The organism is Maribacter sp. (genome assembly GCF_016744255.1).
GTDB lineage: Bacteria > Bacteroidota > Bacteroidia > Flavobacteriales > Flavobacteriaceae > Maribacter_B.
The window spans coordinates 1-20,943 of record NZ_JADGES010000062.1; the positions used below are offsets into that span (position 1 = coordinate 1).

Consider the following 20,943-nt stretch of genomic DNA (forward strand, 5'->3'; position numbering starts at 1 on the left):
GGTACAATTACAATTACAGGAGCAGGCTCTTATATTGGTATTCCAAAAGCAAATAATGACGGCGAATTACCAAATGTTGCCGTTCCAAATGCAATTAGTTATTCGGTTTCTTTATCCGAAGATAAAAACACTATGAATGTAGTAGTAGAAACCGGAGCAGGTTCTGGAGTATATTGGCAATACAAATTAGTTAAAGAAGGCAGTACAATTGTTTCACCAATAGCAGGAACTTGGCAAATGGCGGCCGAAGTTGGTTCTTTAGGAGTAGGTCCTTCTGTAGGAGATACTAGTTGGTTTGCTATTGATGCGCAAGGTGTAACAGATAGAGCATGTTATTTTGATGATACCTTTGTATTTGGAGTAGATGGTTCTTTTGCAAATATTTTAGGAACAGATACATGGATAGAAGGTTGGCAAGGTGGTTCTGATGCTTGTGAAACTCCTGTAGCTCCACACGATGGTTCTGCTTCGGCAACGTATTCGTATGATGCAACTGCAGGAACTATTACAATAAACGGAACAGGAGCTTATATTGGAATACCAAAAGCAAATAACGAAGGAGAGCTACCTAATGTAGCCGTGCCTACAGCGATTACGTATAGTGTAACACTTAGTGATAATGATACTACCATGAATGTGGTGGTCGAAGCTGGAGCAGGTGTATTTTGGCAGTATAAGCTTATAAAAAACTAATACAGAAAAGCGATGATAAAAATAAAATTTCTATTTCAGATATTCTTGCTTCTAATGTTACCAAGTTCTTGTCAAGAAGACGAACCTTCTTTGGCAGCACTAGCAACACCGACAAATTTGTCTATAGCAAGAGAAATTACAGAAGACGGTTCTGGTATTGTTAATTTTACTGCGGTTGCAGAAAATGCAATTTCGTATAAATACGTATTTAGTGATGGTACTACTGCTGTATCTGTAACAGGTAAAGCAACCAAAAGATTTACTAAAACAGGACTTAATACATATACCGTAATAGCGATAGCGTATGGTACAGGAGGAATCAGTACTTCTAAAACCTTAGAAGTGGCTGTACAAAGCGATTTTACAGATGATGAGGCCATTCAACTATTAACTAATGGAGGCTCTAAAACGTGGTATTTAGCTGCGGCTGAACCAGGCCATTTGGGAGTAGGCCCTTCAAGAGATGGTATAGATGGAGATTGGTGGTGGCCAAAATGGTTTGCTACGCAGCCTTTTGAAAAATGTAGTAACGACGAGTCCGATTGTCTCTGTGATGATGAATTAATTTTTACGGTAGATGTAAACGGACAGCTTATGTATGAATTGGATAATAAAGGACAAACCTATTTCAATGGAGCACATGAAGCAATAGCTGGTGGTTCTGAAGGATTTGATTTTTGCTACGATTTTGATACCTCAGGTACTAGTGTTGTTTCTGTTGGTCCAGCAAATAATGGTGTGCCAGAAGCAGAAACAAGAGGAACGCAACTAGATTTTTCTGATAATGCTTTTATGGGATATTATGTGGGGTCTTCTTCGTATGAAATATTGTCTATTACAGCGAATAGCCTTTATGTTAGAACTATAGATGCACTTAATCCAGATTTAGCTTGGTATCATAAGTTTTCTAGCACCCCAGCTTCTCAAGGTGGAGATAGTACAACGGAGGTAGATGTAGCTTATACTAATTTGGTTTGGCAAGATGAATTTGATGTAGATGGGGCTCCAGATGCTACAAGTTGGAATTACGATTTAGGAAACGGTAGTAATGGTTGGGGAAATAACGAATCGCAATTTTACACAGATAGAACAGATAATGTAAATATCTCTGGTGGAATCTTAACAATCACAGCTAAAAAAGAAAGTTATAGTGGGTACGAGTATACTTCTACACGTATGAAAACACAAGGATTAAGAGAATTTACTTATGGTAGAATAGATGTTAGAGCTAAACTTCCGGAAGGAGGAGGAACTTGGCCTGCAATATGGATGCTTGGTTCTAGTATAGGAACCATAGGATGGCCAGCTTGTGGAGAGATTGACATTATGGAGCATGTTGGGAATAATCAAGGTGTTGTTCAAAGTGCTATTCATAATACTTCGAGTTCTGGTGCAACGGTTAACATAGGTTCGCAAACAGTTCCCGATGCAAGTTCTGAATTTCATGTCTATTCTATGAATTGGTCTCCAGATGAAATATCTTTTCTAATAGATGATGAGGTTTATTATACTTATAAACCAGATACAAAAAATGCAGATACTTGGCCTTTCGATACAGACCAATTTATTATATTAAATGTAGCCATGGGAGGTAGCTTAGGAGGAGCTATTGATACTTCTTTTGTAGAATCTTCCATGGAAATAGATTACGTACGATATTATCAATAGTAGGAGCTATAGTCTATTAAGAATATATAGCTCCAATGATTGTAGCAAATGGGAAAATATTGTCTTATAAAATCTTGCAATTCTATAGTAATTTTAAGGAACTAGATAATAAGGATTTTAATACTAAAAATAACCAATGAAACAGGTACTTATTTTAATTTACGTTATATGCTTTTGGGGTAAATTACACGCTCAAGAAACAGTGGATAATGTAAAACAAACGGAAATAAGCCAAAAAGTAGAAGTTCTTTTAGCGAAGATGACTCTGAAAGAGAAAATTGGACAAATGAACCAATACAACGGGTTTTGGAATGTCACGGGCCCGGCACCTACAAATGGAGGTGCCGCAATTAAATACGAACATTTAAAATCAGGACAAGTAGGTTCTATGCTTAATGTTCGCGGTGTTGCAGAAGTACGGAAAGTACAAAAAATTGCGGTCGAAGAGACTAGGCTAGGAATTCCGTTAATAATTGGTTTTGATGTTATTCATGGATATAAAACAATAAGTCCAATTCCATTAGCAGAAGCTGCTAGTTGGGATTTAGCAGCGATTAAAAAATCTGCAGAAGTAGCAGCAAGTGAAGCTGCAGCAAGTGGCATAAACTGGACGTTCGCTCCTATGGTAGATATTTCTAGAGATGCGCGCTGGGGTCGTGTTATGGAAGGAGCAGGGGAAGACCCTTATCTAGGAAGTAAAATAGGATATGCTAGAGTAAAAGGTTTTCAAGGAGATGATCTGTCTAAAAAGAATACGATTGCTGCTTGCGCTAAACATTTTGCAGCCTATGGATTTGCAGAATCTGGAAGAGACTATAATACGGTAGATGTAGGAATGGCCACTTTGCAAAATACCATATTTCCTCCTTTTAAAGCAACGGTAGATGCCGGAGTAAAAACGTTTATGAATTCTTTTAATGAGCTCAATGGTATTCCAGCAACAGGCAATGCTTTTTTGCAGAGAGAAATATTAAAGAAAGAATGGGGTTATAAAGGATTTGTTGTATCCGATTGGGGTTCTATCAATGAAATGGTAGCACATGGTTATGCTAAAGATAAAGAACAAGCAAGTGAACTAGCAGCAAATGCTGGTTCAGATATGGATATGGAATCCTATGGTTACGTAAATCATTTAGAAAAATTAATACATAAAGGCAAGGTAGATATAAGATTAATCGATGATGCTGTAAAAAGAATATTAACCGTAAAGTATGAGCTAGGACTTTTCGATGACCCTTATTTATATTGTGATGAGAAGCTAGAGAAATCTGTTATAGGTAGCCCAGAAAACCAAGCGGCTGTTTTAGATATGGCCAAAAAATCGATAGTGCTACTTAAAAACGAAAAGGCACTTTTACCTTTAAACAAAAAAGGACAAAAAATAGCCGTGATAGGAGCTTTAGCGCAAGACAAGAATAGCCCTTTAGGAAGTTGGCGTCTTGCAGCGGATGATAATACTGCAATATCTGTTTTAGAGGGGTTAAAAAATTATAAAGAAAATACAATAACCTATGCGAAAGGGGTAGTCTTAACGGAGGGGAAGACAGATTTTACTTTAGAGACTAAAATAAATGAGGATGACGCCTCTGGAATAGCAGAAGCTGTTGCACTTGCAGCCAAGAATGATGTTGTTATTATGGTTTTAGGGGAGAACGGTTTTCAATCTGGAGAAGGTAGAAGCAGAACTACACTAGATTTACCAGGATTACAGCAAAAATTATTAGAAGCCGTTTATGAGGTAAATAAAAATATTGTTTTGGTTTTAATGAATGGTAGGCCTTTAACTATCAATTGGGCAGATGAAAATGTGCCAGCAATAGTAGAAACATGGCATTTAGGAACGCAAAGTGGAAATGCTATTGCTTCCGTTTTATATGGAGATTATAATCCAAGCGGTAAATTGCCAATGACTTTTCCTAAAAGTGTTGGTCAAATTCCAATTTATTACAACTATAAAAGTACAGGAAGACCAACAATACCAGCTCCTAATATGGTTTTTTGGTCGCATTATATAGATGAGAGCAACGAGCCTCTTTATGAATTTGGTTATGGCTTAAGCTATACTAGTTTTAGATATAGTAATTTAAAACTTAGTAAAAGCACTTTTAAGAATGGAGAAAAAATAATCCTTTCTTGTACTTTGACTAATACAGGAAAAATAGAAGGGAAAGAAGTAGTACAGTTATATATTCAAGATAAATTCGCAAGTATAACAAGGCCAGTTAAAGAGCTAAAAGGATTTAAAATAATTTCTTTAAAACCTGGAGAATCTAAAGAAGTAGGGTTTATTATCGAGGAAGAAATGCTTCAGTTTTATTCTGCAAAAGGTATTTGGGAAGCAGAAGAAGGAGATTTTAATGTTTTTGTTGGCGGTAGTTCTAACACTATTTTAGAAAGTGAGTTTGAGTTAGTAGACTAATTATAGTTTTTAAGGATACTACCCCGCTAAGCATCTAAGTTTTTATTTAGATGCTTTTTTTATGTTACTGATATTGTAATAACCTCCTCTATTTTCTTTTCTATTTAGGGATTGCTGAATAATAAGATGAGCTACATTTATCATGTTCCGAAGTTCGCAGAGGGTAGTGGTAACTTTAGATTTTTTGTATAGTTCTTCTACTTCTTCATAGATTAAATCTAAATGTTTAATAGCCAAATGTAGACGGTCATTGTTGCGAACAATACCTACATAGTCTCGCATTAAAGCTTGTAACTGTTTTAGGTTATGTTGAATTAGTATATGTTCCTTAGGTATAGAGGTGCCATCATCATTCCAAGGAGGAATGTTTTCTGGAATGTTAACCTTTGGGGCATCACATAAATCTAAATATATATTGTGCGCATAGACAAGAGCTTCTAATAAAGAGTTTGATGCCAATCTGTTTGCGCCATGCAATCCTGTTCTACTGCATTCTCCACATGCATAAAGATTGTTTACGGAAGTTTTTCCGTCTTTATCAACAATTATTCCTCCGCATAAATAATGTGAAGCTGGCACTACGGGAATCCAGTCTGTTTCTATAGGAATATGTTCTTCTAAACACTTGTCGTAAATATTGGGAAAATGATTTTTGAAGGCTTTTATGTCTAAATGTGTACAATCTAGATATACACAAGAGTCTCCTGTTTTCTTTAATTCGGAATCTATACTTTGTGAAACAATATCTCTAGAAGCTAATTCAGCTCTGGAATCATAATCGAGCATAAAACGATGCCCTTCTTTAGTCCGTAAATAAGCACCAAAGCCACGGACAGCTTCAGAGATTAAGAAAGAGGAGCCCCCTTCTGGAGTGTACATTGCAGTAGGATGAAATTGAATAAATTCCATATCTTTTATCTTAGTTTTAGCCCTGTATGCCATTGCAAGACCATCTCCTGTAGCGATAATTGGATTTGTAGTATGGCCGTAAACACTGCCAATGCCACCAGAAGCTAATAAGGTATGTTGTGCTTTTATGGTTAAAATTTCTCCTGTATGTTGATTAAGTACATAGGCACCATAACAAGAAATTTCGTTTGTGTTTTCTTTTTCTAAATGGTGATCCGTGATTAAATCTATGGCAAAATGATGAGCTAAAAGCCTTATGTTTGGTAATTGATATACTCTTTTTAATAGTGCTCTTTCCAATTCAAAACCTGTAATATCTTTATGATGGACTACTCTATATTCCGAGTGGCCACCCTCTTTTCCTAAATCGAATGTACCTTCTGGGTTTAAATCGAAATTAGTTTCCCATTCAATTAATTCATGTACTCTTTTTGGACCTTCTTTAACCACCATATCTACTACTTCGGGGTCGCATAAGCCATCACCAGCAATTAAAGTGTCTTGTATATGCTTATCAAAAGAATCTTCTTCTTCATTTAATACAACTGCAATACCACCTTGGGCATATTTGGTGTTAGATTCTTCTTCATTTCCTTTGGTGACAATAGTAATATTTTTGTTAGGAAATTTTTGCGCAATTTTAACGGCGAAAGTAAGTCCGGCCACACCAGACCCAATTACCAAATAATTCGATGTAACCATTTTAGATAGATAAGGTTAGCATTTTTTGAATAGGAAGTACTGCATTTTCTCGTATAGTCTCTGGTATTTCTATTTTCGGACTCTCATTTTTTAGGCAATCGTAAAGCTTTTGGAGCGTATTTACACGCATATAAGCACATTCGCTACAAGCACATGTATTATCCGCTTCACTAGGTGCTGGTATCAGTATTGTGTTTGGAGCTTCTTGCTGCATTTTATAAAGAATACCTGCTTCTGTGGCAACAATGAATTTATTTTCTGGATGCTCTTTTACATAATTAATCATACCAGAAGTAGACCCAATATAAGTTGCTGTTTGTAAGATATGTGTTTCCGATTCTGGATGCGCAATGATTACTGCATCTGGATGCTTTTTATGTAGTTCTAGTAATTTTTCGATACTAAAAGCCTCATGTACAATGCAGCTCCCATCCCATAAAAGAAAATCTCTACCTGTTATTTTGGCAAGATATTTTCCGAGGTTTTTATCGGGAGCAAAAATAATAGGTTTTTCTTTGGGAATAGATTCTATAATTTTTATGGCGTTTGAGGAAGTGCAAACTAAATCTGACATTGCTTTTATTTCCGCACTGCAATTAATATATGTAATTACGGTATGCTCTGGATGTGCATCTATAAACTTTTTAAAAGCTTTAGGAGGGCAAGAATCGGCTAAGGAACAACCAGCATTTAAATCTGGCAAGACTACTGTTTTACTAGGATTCAATAATTTGGCAGTTTCTGCCATAAAATGTACTCCAGAAAATACAATAATATCTACGGTAGATTCCGCTGCTTTTTTAGATAATTCTAAGCTATCGCCAACAAAATCGGCAATTTCTTGAATTTCTTTTTCTTGGTAATAATGCGCTAGAATAACCGCATTTTTTCCCTTTTTTAAGGATAAAATTTTTTCTCTTAGAGTCACTTCTAATTCTTTAGATACAGTAACTACAAGATTACTGGTATCTAAAGAGAAAATAAATGACTTATGTCATACAATTAGAACAAGGAATTTTTTTAAACTTAAAGAATAAAAGTTAGTGTGGTAATTTGTCTTTTAATATGCCATATACAAAAGTTCCTAAGGTTGCAGCTGCAATAACAAGGAGTATGCTAAAAACACCTGTGCCTACTAGAATATACATAGGTCCTGGGCAAGCTCCTGCTAAAGCCCATCCTAAACCAAAAATAGAACCACCAAGCAGATAATTTACAAACCCTTTATCCTTGGTTGGAATTTCTATTTTGGTGCCTTCTATGTTTTTAATTTTTGTCTTCTTAATAATATAGATAGATAGAATTCCTAAACCTACAGCAGAACCAATAATACCGTACATGTGGAAAGATTGAAACTTAAACATTTCAAAAATCCTATACCAAGAAACAGCTTCAGACTTTACTAAAATTATTCCAAAAAGTATACCTACGATTAAAAATTTTAGAAATTTCATACTTAAAAGATTAGAGGTAAAATAAAATGTGTCATTAGTAAACCGCCTATAAAAAAACCAATAACGGCAATTAATGATGGTAGTTGCAAATTACTTAGTCCGCTAATGGCATGTCCAGAGGTACATCCGCCTGCATAACGAGTGCCAAAGCCAACTAAGAAACCAGCTATACAAAGAATACTAATACCTTTTAGTGTTAAAATAGCATCCCAACTATATATTTCTGGAGGCAATAGAGTATTTCCTGGATTTACAAAACCTAAAGTTTTTAGATCTGTAATAGTTTCTGAGCTTAATTGTATGGGAGCGTCATTAGATAAAAATTGTGTAGCAATAAAGCCACCAATAATAGCTCCTAAAACCACTATTAAATTCCATTTGTATGACCGCCAATCTATTTTGAAAAAATCGGAATATTTATCTGCCCCAGCTATTGTGCATAGTGTTTTAAGGTTAGATGACATTCCAAAGTTTTTTCCAAAAAGGAGTAAAAGAACCATGATAAGTGTAATTAAGGGGCCCGAGACATACCATGGCCAAGGGTTTAAAATAAATTCCATTTGTTATTATTTGTAAAATATTGAACACATAAAAAGGTGTACGGTTTGTAACCATACACCTTTTTATCTTTGTGTTTTTTATATTAAATAAACACGCAATTCGTTTTTAAAATATTATACTAAAGGCGCACCTTTAAGACGTTTTTCAATTTTGCGTTTCTTTTCTGTTAAACGCTTCATCATATCCATTAGTTCAGAATCCTTAGTTTCCTTATAAATTTCGTTAATTTCTAATATCAATGCTTTTGCTTCTCTAGAGGCTTCAACACGGTCACTAGTAGACATGTTGCTCATTTTTCTAGTTTCAAACTCGAGAGCTCTTTCCGTTAAATCCATAAATTAAATTTTTGCTAAAGTTAATATAATATAGAACAATTCCAAATATCATTATAATTGTTAGTGCTTATATCCCTATTAGGTTTACTGATTTGTGCTATTTTTAGATAGTCTGTAGTTCAGTATATTTATGATTTAAAAACATAAAACACTATTAATCAGGTAATTGTAGCGTTTTTACTCTTGGTGTTTTGTTGTTTTTATTGTCAACATTGTTTGTTAATAATAAGAAATTAAAATTTAGTTAAAATAACAAGTTGGTTTAGGGCTAGCTCATAAATTATATGATTAGCATTTAAAATAGAAGAAAAACGGTTAATTAAGTAGAAATCATACGGTTTTGGCGTTAAGCTTTCGATTGAAGTTTATCATATTTTGAAAATCCACATAGCTATTTATAGCGTTTACTAATCTTTATGGTTTTAGAGTCTTAAATATTAGTCCTGATTTAGTACTTGCTTTTTCATTACTTTGTGTTTTTTTTGATATGGTAAATTTACCAGATGGAGTTACTTTTTTTGATTTTACCATGATTATGAGTTAATAATTTTTCTACAAATAGGCTATTATATTTAGATATAATACATGTAACTCTTTGATATTGTTTTTTTTAAAAAAATTTGCAATGTTAATTAAATGTTATATAATTGCATTATGTATAACATAATACTTTGTGTTGTATTTAGCCAATATTAATTAACTAATTCAAACTATTTAGTATGAAAAAAAAAGAGTTTAATATCATTTTTATGGTATTTGTATTGTTTTTTTCTATGTCTTCATTAAGTTATGGACAGGAGAAAACAATCACAGGAACTGTAGTTTCTGCAGATGACAACCTTCCATTGCCTGGAGCAAGTGTCATTATTCAGGGAACGACCACGGGTGCTCAAACCGATTTTGACGGAAATTACTCCATCGATACTTCCGATGGGGATGTTTTGATTTTTAGCTATATTGGGTATGTTGCTCAAGAAGTCACTTTAGCAAACCAAACTACAATTGATGTTGCTTTGGTTACTGATGCTCAGAACCTTGATGAGGTAGTGGTTATTGGATACGGGACAAGTTCTCGAAAACTTTTATCATCAGCGATATCTTCGGTTTCGGCAAAAGAATTAAATAATCAATCCGTTACTGATGTGGGAAGTGCTTTGCAGGGGAAAGCTGCGGGTGTAACTATTCAGACAGCTGATGGTCAGCCAGGGACATCTCCTAAAATTGTAATTCGTGGAGGGTCTTCTATTAATAAAGGTAGTACTCCTTTGTTCATTATAGATGGTGTTCAGCGTTCTTCTGAGGATTTTAATCCAGATGATATTGAAACTATGCAGGTATTGAAAGATGCTGCTGCCTCTGCAATATATGGTGCGAGAGCGTCTAATGGAGTGGTATTGATTACTACGAAATCAGGTAAAAGCGGTAAGGTTAATATTAGTATTAATCAGAGATATTCTTTTAGTTCAATAAATAAAAAATTAGATTACTTGAATGGAGCTGATTTTTTAAGACTTGAGAGACCAGGTTTGTTACTATCTTTTTTAGATGAAAATTCTGCTTTTGGTAGTGGAGCTCAGCCAACGGGAACGGGTAACTCTGCAACATCAAGTAGTTCTACAAGACTTTTGGCCCCTGGTGAATCTGTGCCAGCAGGCTATGAATCAATGCCCGACCCTATTTCTGGAGGAACTTTGATTTATACATCAACTAATTGGGAAGATGTATTGTTTAGAACTGCAGGTTTTAAAAATACGCATGTCTCTGTTGATGGGGCTAGTGAGAAAATGGGTTATTATGTTAGTTTTGCTCATACGGACCAAGATGGTGTTGCTGTGGGTACAGATTATAATAGATCTTCTTTGCAGTCTAATCTTAAATTTAATATTAGCGATAGGTTAAAGGCTAGTACATCTGTTAACTATATTACAAGTGAGCAGCACCAACCAGAGCTTGCTCCTCGATTTTTTGGACGTACATTAAGATTAGCTCCAACTGTAAGAAGAGTTTTTGATGATGGTTCACTTGCTCCAGGAACAAGTGGTAAGTCTCAAACTCCTGAACACTATATTAAAAATAATTTTGGAGAAACGGTAAGAACAAAATTAAATATTGGGGCTACATTGAAGTATGAAATTTTAGATAATTTAAATTTCACAACAAATGCTAGCTATACAAAAGGAAATACTGTTGTAGAGAATTTTGTTCGTTCTAATACTTTTGATTCTTCTAGGCCAGCTAGTTATTCGTCTTTAGAAAATACTAGAAAGCAGCTTGAGGCAACTTTAGGATACACAAGAGCATTTGGCAATCATAATCTTGGTTTGTTAATAGGGGCTTCTAGTATTGATGATGATTATTATGCTACTTCTATAGAAGGATCAGGTTCTGGAACAGATAATATTGCAACCTTAAACGCATCATCAACAATTCTTTCTGCGTCATCAATTAAATCGGCATCATCATTGTTAGGTTATTTTGGTAGGTTAAGTTATGATTATGATAATAAGTATATCTTTTCTGGAACGCTAAGAAGAGATACTTCTTCCATTTTTGGAAAAAATAATAGAACAGGGTATTTTCCAAGTGTCTCTGGCGCATGGAGAGTGTCTGAAGAAGATTTTTTAAATGCTAATGAAACACTCTCTAACCTAAAGTTAAGAGCAAGTTGGGGGCAAACAGGGAATAACGAAGTAGGACAATCTGATAATTTGAATAGATTTTATTTGTCACAAGGTATTGTTGATCCATCATTGCAGTATAACGGGCAATCTGCTGCGGTACCAACACAGGTTCCTAATGCAGATTTAGGATGGGAGACAACAACTCAGACAGATTTTGGTTTTGATTTTGATTTGTTTAAATCACGTGTAAATTTCTCTTTTGATTATTATACAAAAGTCACTAAAGATTTATTATTTACAACACCATTACCTAATACAACTGGTTTTTCAAGTGTAGAACAGAATATTGGTGATGTGCAATTTAATGGATTAGAATTTAGTGTAACATCTAGAAACTTTTCAACAGATAATTTTTCATGGACAACTAATGTTAATGCTACATTTTCAAATAATGAAGTACTTAAATTGCCAGAAAGTAATAACGCGAATAATAGAATACAAGGCTTAATTTATGGTGGGCAAGAATCAAAAACAGATAATTTAAATGGAATCGGAGGTATTGCCGAAGGAGAATCTTTAGGGAATATAATTGGTTGGAAATTTGTGAAAGTATATTCTACAGACGCAGAAGCTGCAGCTGATGGTATTGACGATTTAGTTGCTTCGGATAGAACAAGTCGAAACGGAATTGATTACCGAAAGAAAGTTGGTGGAGATGTTAAATGGTTAGATGCGAATGAAGATGGTAAAATTGATTTTGATGATCAAGTAGTGTTAGGTAACGCAACTCCTGATGTAACGGGTGGAATCTCTAACAATTTTAAATACAAAGGCTTTGAGTTAGATGTGTTTATGGATTTTGCTTTAGGACATGAAATTTTTAATTATAATAGAGCAAGATTAAATGGGCAATCTCAAGGTGGTATTGGAGCTACTTCAGACTTGCATAATGCGTGGACAAAACAAGGAGATGTTACTGATACGCCAAGATTTGTATTTTTTGATTTTGGAAATTCTAGAAACATACACAGGCCAAATGATGGCGGTGATGGTGGTGGAGCTGGTGTAATTCAAAGAATCGGTAATTCTTTTCATGGGGCAAATAGCCAATATGTTGAAGATGCGAGCTATTTAAGTTTAAGGTCAGTTAAGCTGTCATATACTTTGAGAGATTTACCGTTCTTAGAAAAAATACATGTTCGTTCGCTTCAGCTTTACGCTTCGGGGAGAAATTTACACTATTTTACTAAGTATAGAGGATATAACCCTGAAGCTACTCCTAATGGAGTTGATTCTGGGAAGTACCCGACTTTTAGGACAGTTTCTTTAGGGGCTAATATTAAATTTTAAACAAAAAAACATGAAATTCAAAATAAAGAATATCGCCTATTTCGCAATAGCGACATTGCTTTTTGCTTCTTGCGAACTTGATGAACAGAGGCCTATAAGTACAACCTCATTTGAGAATTTTTATAAAACACCAGATGATGCAAAAACAGCACTTAATGGTATTTATTCAAGATTTAGAAATGCATCAAATTTATTTTATTTGTATGGAGACATGCGATCAGAGCTTGTAGTACAGGGAGACTTGGGAGCAGGCAGTGACGTAAATAGAAATACAATAACCCAGAACACTACTGGTTCTGATTGGGCATCATTTTATGAGGTGAATAATGCAGCTAATTTATTGTTAGAGAATATAGATGACATTGAATTTGTAAATGAAAGTGACAAGAATGCTATTAAGGCAGAAGCTTTAACACTTAGAGCATTTACTTACTTTTATATGGTAAGAATTTGGGGAGATGTACCTTTGATTACTATTGGTATATCGTCATCAACTCAGGAGGAAGTCTCTCCAGAAAGTAGGACTTCAAGTGAAGAAGTTTATACTCAAATAATAAGTGATATTAATCAAGCTAAAGGATTATTTTCATCGGAAGGTATAAAATCTAAATATAGTATATCTAAGCCAGCTCTATCTGCGTTAGAGGCAGATGTTTTTTTATGGAAATCTAAGGTTAGAGGAGGTGGAGATACAGATTTAGCTACAGCTTTAACGGCGGTTAATAGTGCTATCGACAATAGTGGAGCTGTATTATTATCATCATATGCTGATGTTTTTAGATCTACTGAAGCCACAGGAGAAGATGTGTTTTCTGTTTTTTATAGTCAAGTTGAACAAGCCAAGACTCCGTTTTGGGCTGCAGATTTTCTTATAAGTGGGGAGTTTTTCAATCTTTTGTCTGATGAGTCTAAAGAAGTGACACCATTGGTTTCAATCACTCAAGGGAAAACAGTAGCTCAATTTTTTACTACATCAGATGTGTTTAGAGGGTATTTTGACGAGTTAAATGATGAGAGAGAAGAACTTTATTTTCTAGACATTACTTACTCTGATAATACTAACTCCCATGTATTTAATAAATTCATTGGCTCTTTGACTGGCCCTGGAACTAGACAGTTCACTGATGATGTTAAAATATATAGATTAGCAGATTTAATTCTTTTAAAAGCTGAAATTTTAAATGCTCAGGATAATCCTAGTGCAGCTGTTACGGAATTAAATAAAGTAAGAACAAGAGCAGGTATAGGTGCTTACTTAGGCACTGTTGCTAAGGCTGATATTGATACGGCTATTTTAAAGGAGAGAGCTAAAGAGTTAGGTTTTGAAGGTAAAAGATGGTTTGATTTAATCAGATTTGGTGAAGTATCGAATCTTGTGCCGAATATGGTTGGGGTAGATTCTCAAAAGTATTTATGGCCAATATCTGCTGAGACAAGATCATTAAATTCAAAATTGAAGCAAACACCAGGATATTAATAAATAAAGTGCTTCAAAATAAATAGTTTGAGTTAGTTTGTTAAAAGAGAGTCTAATTTTTAGAATTCTCTTTTAACTTTTTTTAAGCACTTCAAATACAGTATTATGAAAATTAAAAAATTAGTTGCGGCGACGTATGCCCCAATGCATAAAGATGGTTCGTTAAATGTTAGTGTAATTAAAGATTATAGTAGTTTTTTAATTAGGAATAAAGTTTCAGGAGTTTTTATGAATGGTTCCACAGGCGATTTTGTTTCGTTATCTACTGAAGAACGAAAAGAAATAACATCTGCTTGGGCTAAAAATAAATCGTCTGATTTATATTTAATCGACCATGTTGGTGATCCGAGCTTAAAAGTAGCTAAAGAATTATCTGCCTATGCTGCGGATAAAGTAGATGCTATAGCAGTTTTGGCTCCCTTTTATTTTAGATTAAACAGTATGGATAAATTAGTAGAGTATTGTAAAGAAGTTGCTGCTTGTGCTCCAAATTTACCATTTTACTATTACCATATTCCTGCTTTAAGTGGGGCAGATTTTAATATGCTAGATTTTTTAAAAATAGCATCCAAAGAAATCCCGAATTTAGAAGGAATTAAGTTTACCAATAATAATTTAATAGACTACCTGCACTGCAAAAATTTTGAGAACGGTAAGTACAATATTTTATTTGGATTTGATGAAGTGTTTCTTTCCAGTTTGCCTTTAGGTGCAGAAGGATGGGTAGGAAGTACTTACAATCATTTAGCACCATTATACTATAAGATTAAAGAATTATTTGAAGCGGGGAAAATGGCCGAAGCGGCAGAATTGCAAACTAAAGCCATTAGATTTGTTGAAATTTTGAATGGTAAAGGCGGTTTTAATGGTGTTGCTAAAGGGTTTATGAGAACTTTAGGTGTAGATTGTGGTCCAAGTAGATTTCCACATACGACACTTTCAAATACGGAATATGATGATATTAAGGAGGAGTTAGAGAACATTGGATTGTTGCCTTTTTTAAGTAAATAAATTTTAAATTTCAAACAAAAAAATCAAGTTTCAATTAATATTTTAGCTTGATTTTTTTTGTTTAATATATTGTTAAAAAAAATGATTTTAGATAAACTAGAAAATAGAGAGCTGTACAAAGGAATACATGTAGGTGTTAATAAAGCTTTGCTTTATATTCAAAGTACAGATTTTTTAAATATACCAGAGGGAAAGTACGAGATTGAGGGGGAAGATGTTTTTGCGATTTTAAAGAGGTAGGCTTTACGAATAGAATTAAAATGTAAAAACCATGTATGTCCTAAGACTTGCGTGGTTTTTTGCTAAATGTAAAAGAAGTAACAAAAGTACCTAACGCTATATGAAAAAGGTATTTAGTATGCATCAAACTCACATGTTTTTTACAATACTATAACAAGAATCAGTCAAAAGGAGGAGTGTATTATGAACCTTGATTTAATTCCTTACCCTTTGGAATATTTGGAATATTATATGGTGCCTGCAATTTTTTTGGATGTAATAATTTCTATTGCGTTATTTTTTTGATTCTCTTAGGGTGGTAAGGTTTGAGGATTACGAAGTTGTTTTTCTAGAAATAGCGTAGAACTTGTTTGTAAATGAGAGATATAGATTTTGGGGATTATTTTTTTTAAAGATTTGTAATGTTAATTAAATGTTATAATATTGCATTATGTATAACATAATGCTATATGTTGTATTTAACCAATATTAATTAACTAATTCAAACTATTTAGTATGAAAAAAAAAGAGTTTAATATCATTTTTATGGTATTTGTATTGTTTTTTTCTATGTCTTCATTAAGTTATGGGCAGGAGAAAACAATCACAGGGACTGTAGTTTCTGCAGATGACAATCTTCCATTGCCTGGAGCAAGTGTCATTATTCAGGGAACTACCACCGGTGTTCAAACCGATTTTGACGGAAATTACTCCATCGATGCTTCCGATGGGGATGTTTTGATTTTTAGCTACTTGGGATTTAATAATCAAGAAGCCACTGTAGCTAATGAAATGGTAGTGAATATTTCCTTAGTAGAGAACAGAGCTATGCTAGATGAAGTTGTTGTAACGGGATATGGTAGCCAGACTAGAGCAACATTAACAACTTCGATTTCTAAATTAGATACGGAGATTTTGGAAACATCTTCAAGATCTAATGTTGCAACAGCCTTGCAAGGAACCATTGCGGGTTTAAGAGTGACAAACAATACAGGGCAACCTGGGTCTACACCATCAATTGTTTTACGTGGTGGAACAGGTTTTGGTGGAGGTGGATCCCCTTTAATTTTGATTGATGGAGTTCCAGGCTCTTTTTATGCCTTAAATGCGGATGATGTTGAATCTATTGAGGTATTAAAGGATGCTGCTGCGACTGCTATTTATGGTGCAAGATCTGCTAATGGGGTTATTTTGGTAACTACTAAAACAGGGAAAGTAGGAAAGTCTTCCATTAGCTATAAATACAAGTATAGCACAAATAAAGAAAGAAATGACCAGAAGTTTATTGGGGCTGCTGATTTTATAAGATATAACAGGCAAGCTGTTGCTAATTATACAGAAGTAACAGGTAGAACTAATTTTGATTCTGGTTTTTTAAATAATGGAGCAACAGCTTTTTCTACAGGTAACAATACTACAGATTCAGCATATACAACTCAGTTTCTTACCTCTGATAATCAGTACTTATTAAATCAACCAGGATGGAAAACAGTAATAGATCCATTGGATACTAGTAAGGAGATTTTGTATTTTGATAATGATGTTAGTAATAATATCTATCAAAATGGTGAAATTAAAGACCATTATCTATCGTTTGATGGTGGAGATGAGAAAGGTACGTATTATGTTGGTCTTGGTATTTTAGATAATGACGGTTTAATTTTAGGATCTGGCTTTAAAAGGTATTCTGGGAAATTTTCAGGTTCCTATAAAGTATCGGACAAGTTAAAAGTGAACTCTAATATTTTATATTCACATTCTAACTTAAGTTTAAGTCCTTTAGGAAGTGATGATGGAGTGTTTAGAAGATTTGCAGGACAAGCAGGAACATCTAGAACTTATGATACCAACCCTGATGGAACCTTGTCAGATGTTTTAAGTCCAGGTACAAATAATGGTTTTGGTAACCCTTTATATTATCAAGATAAATTTGTTAGAAAGAATTTAGAACAACGTTTAACGGCTTCTGTTGGTGTTAATTGGGATATTATTAAAAACGTATCAGCATCTGTTAAAGCTAGTCATTTTACTATTAATAAACATAACGAAAATTTTAATAGAGCTTTTAGACAGGGAAGTACTTCAAGTCCGCTTAATACATCTCGTAATGCATCAACTATTTTAGAAAGAACATTGAGAAACCAACTGACGGGTACGGTGAATTATAAAAAAAAGATAGGAGACCATAATTTTGATGCCCTTTTAGGTGCTGAGTATTTTAAAGAAAACGTTTTTAGCTCTTTTGCTCGTACGAAGGGATCTCCAACCGATTTAATTGAGACTCTTAATGCAGGAGCGGAGGCAACTGGGGCTTCAAGTTTTGAAACTGAATTTGCGCTTGTTTCTACATTTGGTAGATTATTGTATGACTTTGATAGTAAATATTTATTATCGGCAACTTTTAGACGTGATGGCTCTTCACAATTAGGAAATGAAAAGTTTGATTTTTTTCCTAGTATCTCTGCTGGTTGGAATGCACATAATGAAGAGTTTATACAAAATTCATTTATAGGTAAATATGTGTCTAAGTTAAAGCCTAGATTAAGTTACGGGTCTAATGGAAATCTAAAAGTGATTTCTGATCGTGGTAATTTTTCTGTTTTTGGTTCCTATGGTTCGCAAGGCACGTACAATGGTCAAACAGGTTATGCAAATACTACTTTGTCAACGTTAGACCTTGTTTGGGAGCGATCTACAACATTTAATGTTGGTTTAGATGTATCCTTTTTTGATAATAGACTTAATTTTATAACAGATGTTTACTCAAGAGATGTTAAGGGTAAATTAGCAGGTCTTACATTGCCTTTTTATACAGGGTTTAGCAGTATACTTACTAATAACGGAACCCTTAGGAATAAAGGGTTTGAATTAGAGGTGAATGCCGATGTTATTAGAAATGAAAATTTAACTTGGAATATAGGAGGTACTATAACTAGTAATAAAAATTATGTAATAAAGTTACCTGAGAATGATAACGACTTAAACAGACAAGGCGGAACTCAAATCTGGAACCCAAACACAAATGAAGAAGAATGGATTGGTGGCTTGCAAGAGGGGCAACGTGTAGGTAATGATCTTATTATTGCCTACGAGCAAGACTACATATATGCAGATCAAGCGGCTGTAGATGAGCATGCTACAAGGGTAGATGAATTATTACCTAATGGTACACAACGTTTTCCTGGAGATGTAGCTTGGGTTGACCAAAACGGGGATAATATAATTAATAGTCTGGACAGAAAAGTTATTGGTAGGGCTACTCCTAATTTTGTTGGAGGTTTAAGTTCTAGCTTAAGTTATAAAAACTTTAATTTATTTGTTAAAACAGATTTTGCTACGGGTCATATCATTCATAATCATATCCGTGGAAAAGGATTGGCACAAACTCAAGGAAACCTAAATCAACCCGTTGAAGTGTTAAATTCTTGGACACCAACTAATACTAATACAGATTTACCACGTTTTATATTTGTAGATGCTCAAAGGAATATATATAGAGGAAATGCAAGTAGTCGTTTTTGGGAAAAAGGAGATTATTTAGCTTTAAGAGAAATAACTCTAAGCTATAATGTGCCAACAAAATATTTCAATGATGCTATACAAAACCTAAGTATTTATGCTACGGGTTCTAATTTACATTATTTTAAAAGTTATAGTGGTGATTCTCCTGAAGAAGGTGGATTTCAAGCTGGTGAATTTCCAATGCCAAGAACAGTTACTATAGGATTAAACGTATCATTTTAAACTTTTACGCAATGAAAAAATATATATATATATTATTTACAGTTTTAGGATTAAGTTCATGTGAAAGCGAACTTGAAATAACAAGTCCTAGTCAATTGACAACTGCTGGCTTCTGGGATACTGAAGAGGGGGCAATGGCAGCACATACAGGTTTATATGGTACATATAGATTTAGTAATTATTCATTTTGGTTATTAGGTGAAATAAGAAGTGATATATGGGGAGGTGAAACATTCGAATCTCCTTCTAGTATTAATCTTATAGAGTCTAATATCAATGTTTCTACAGCACCTTTTGGTGGCTGGGCTGGGCTTTATTCTAATATACATAAGCTTAATGATTTTATTATAAACGCGCCTAATGTGTCTTTTGCTAATGAAGAAGATAAGAATCATTTAATGGGTCAAGCTTATGGTTTACGTGCATTCTATTATTACACTTTATTAAAGACGTGGGGAGGTGTACCGATTATTTTGGAGCCTTTTACTGAAATTGACCCTGCTGGTTTAAGTAGAGCTAGATCGTCACAAAGTGAAGTGATGGCACAAATAAAATCTGATATAACAGCTTCTTTAAGTGCTTTTGGTTCAGATGGTAGTTTCTTTGATGGAAGCAAAGTGTATTGGTCAAAAGCAGCAACATTAGCTTTAAAAGGGGATGTTTATATTTGGTCAGGAAACTTAATGGGTGGCGGAGCCACAGATTTTAACGAAGCCAAATCGGCATTGCAACAAATAGCATTGTTAGAGGTGGATTTAGAAAGTACTTACCCTGATTTATGGGGTAAAGTAAACGAAGATAATAGTGAGTTTATTTTTGCAGTCCAATATAAAGATCAAGAGAGCTCTAATTTTTATAATAGCTTTACAGGTAGATCTACAGAGATTTACCCTGCTTTTAATGAAAGTGGAGCTTCTATGGATGGTTTTGTTATAGGTGGGGCTAATAGATTTGGACCTGTAGAAAAAACCATATTATTATTAGATGATAATGAGGACAGTCGTAAAGCAGCTAATTTCATTTTCTTATATTCAAATGATAATGGGGGTACAGGGTATCCTAACTATGATGCTGCAAATTATTTTGGAGCCATATTTACTAAATTTTTAGGTGATGATGATGGTACTGGTGGTAGAATTTTTGAGAATGATACTCCGGTTTATAGGTATGCAGATGTTGTTTTGCTTTTAGCTGAAGCAAAAAACCTTTTAGGAGAAGATCCGTCTGTAGAGATCAATCAAATAAGAGAAAGAGCTTATGGGGTTAATTATGTTGTTGGAACACATGGGTATACTAATGGTTCTCAAACAGATAATGCTAATGCTATTTTAAATGAACGCTATAAAGAGTTTATAGGTGAAGGTAAAAGATGGTGGGATTTAAGAAGAGCAGGAAATAGTTTTGTGTTCGATAATGTAAGTTTCTTAAATGCAGGAGATGAGCATAAATTGCTATTACCTATTACGCTAGATATGATAGGAAGAAATCCATTATTAGAACAAACACCAGGTTATAATTAATCTATTAATAATAGTTGAGTTAGTTTTGAAAGGGGGCTTTGGTATAACCTTAGCTCTCTTTTTTTATTGTAAAATGGTAATCTGTAACGTTTAGTTAATTCATTTACAAAAAAAAAGTATGAAAATTAAAAAATTAGTTGCGGCGACGTATGCCCCAATGTATAAAGATGGTTCGTTAAATGTTAGTGTAATTAAAGATTATAGTAGTTTTTTAATTAGGAATAAAGTTTCAGGAGTTTTTATGAATGGTTCCACAGGCG

The 20,943-nt window shown here is 34.1% G+C and carries 13 protein-coding genes and 1 pseudogene; 9 read left to right on the top strand and 5 right to left on the bottom strand.

Features of this window, described 5'->3' with window-relative positions:
* The 3 genes and pseudogenes from QZZ51_RS11120 to bglX all read left to right on the top strand — a co-directional run.
* Nucleotides 1-693, top strand: a pseudogene (locus tag QZZ51_RS11120) (hypothetical protein); the annotation flags it as partial.
* A 12-nt stretch (nt 694-705) separates the two neighbouring features.
* Nucleotides 706-2,361, top strand: a complete 1,656-nt coding sequence (locus QZZ51_RS11125) for a glycoside hydrolase family 16 protein (RefSeq protein ID WP_291869589.1) — start codon at nt 706-708, stop codon at nt 2,359-2,361.
* 136 nt (nt 2,362-2,497) lie between these two features.
* Nucleotides 2,498-4,780 carry a beta-glucosidase BglX gene (bglX, locus tag QZZ51_RS11130; RefSeq protein WP_291869591.1) on the top strand — a complete coding sequence of 761 codons (2,283 nt, stop codon included), beginning with the start codon at nt 2,498-2,500 and terminating at the stop codon, nt 4,778-4,780.
* 42 nt (nt 4,781-4,822) lie between these two features.
* Here bglX and nadB read toward each other — a convergent pair whose 3' ends face one another.
* The 5 genes from nadB to QZZ51_RS11155 form a co-directional block, all read right to left on the bottom strand.
* Nucleotides 4,823-6,391, bottom strand: a complete 1,569-nt coding sequence (gene nadB / locus QZZ51_RS11135) for an L-aspartate oxidase (protein ID WP_291869593.1) — start codon at nt 6,389-6,391, stop codon at nt 4,823-4,825.
* A gap of 1 nt (nt 6,392) precedes the next feature.
* The gene (gene nadA / locus QZZ51_RS11140) at nt 6,393-7,319 is read right to left on the bottom strand and encodes a quinolinate synthase NadA (RefSeq protein WP_291869595.1); all 927 of its coding nucleotides are present in this window, start codon (nt 7,317-7,319) and stop codon (nt 6,393-6,395) included.
* A 112-nt stretch (nt 7,320-7,431) separates the two neighbouring features.
* Complete coding sequence (locus tag QZZ51_RS11145) at nt 7,432-7,845, bottom strand: DUF6691 family protein (protein ID WP_291869597.1); 414 nt, start codon at nt 7,843-7,845, stop codon at nt 7,432-7,434.
* A gap of 2 nt (nt 7,846-7,847) precedes the next feature.
* Nucleotides 7,848-8,405 (bottom strand): YeeE/YedE thiosulfate transporter family protein, encoded by a 558-nt coding sequence (locus QZZ51_RS11150; protein WP_291869599.1) that lies wholly within the window; start codon nt 8,403-8,405, stop codon nt 7,848-7,850.
* A gap of 114 nt (nt 8,406-8,519) precedes the next feature.
* Nucleotides 8,520-8,741, bottom strand: coding sequence for a hypothetical protein (locus QZZ51_RS11155; RefSeq protein ID WP_291869601.1), 222 nt, complete (start codon nt 8,739-8,741; stop codon nt 8,520-8,522).
* 719 nt (nt 8,742-9,460) lie between these two features.
* Here QZZ51_RS11155 and QZZ51_RS11160 point away from each other — a divergent pair.
* The 6 genes from QZZ51_RS11160 (at nt 9,461) to QZZ51_RS11185 (ending at nt 20,683) form a co-directional block, all read left to right on the top strand.
* Nucleotides 9,461-12,712 carry a TonB-dependent receptor gene (locus QZZ51_RS11160; RefSeq protein WP_291869603.1) on the top strand — a complete coding sequence of 1,084 codons (3,252 nt, stop codon included), beginning with the start codon at nt 9,461-9,463 and terminating at the stop codon, nt 12,710-12,712.
* 10 nt (nt 12,713-12,722) lie between these two features.
* Complete coding sequence (locus tag QZZ51_RS11165; protein ID WP_291869605.1) at nt 12,723-14,189, top strand: RagB/SusD family nutrient uptake outer membrane protein; 1,467 nt, start codon at nt 12,723-12,725, stop codon at nt 14,187-14,189.
* A gap of 105 nt (nt 14,190-14,294) precedes the next feature.
* Nucleotides 14,295-15,200 (top strand): dihydrodipicolinate synthase family protein, encoded by a 906-nt coding sequence (locus QZZ51_RS11170; RefSeq protein WP_291869607.1) that lies wholly within the window; start codon nt 14,295-14,297, stop codon nt 15,198-15,200.
* An 81-nt stretch (nt 15,201-15,281) separates the two neighbouring features.
* Nucleotides 15,282-15,440: a YhcH/YjgK/YiaL family protein gene (locus QZZ51_RS11175; protein WP_291869609.1), complete on the top strand. Its 159-nt coding sequence runs from the start codon at nt 15,282-15,284 to the stop codon at nt 15,438-15,440.
* Between the two features lie 495 nt (nt 15,441-15,935).
* A complete protein-coding gene (locus QZZ51_RS11180) occupies nt 15,936-19,163 on the top strand; it encodes a SusC/RagA family TonB-linked outer membrane protein (protein WP_291869611.1) in 3,228 nt (1,075 codons plus the stop codon).
* 11 nt (nt 19,164-19,174) lie between these two features.
* Nucleotides 19,175-20,683: a RagB/SusD family nutrient uptake outer membrane protein gene (locus QZZ51_RS11185; RefSeq protein WP_291869613.1), complete on the top strand. Its 1,509-nt coding sequence runs from the start codon at nt 19,175-19,177 to the stop codon at nt 20,681-20,683.
* The last annotated feature ends 260 nt before the right edge of the window (nt 20,684-20,943 follow it).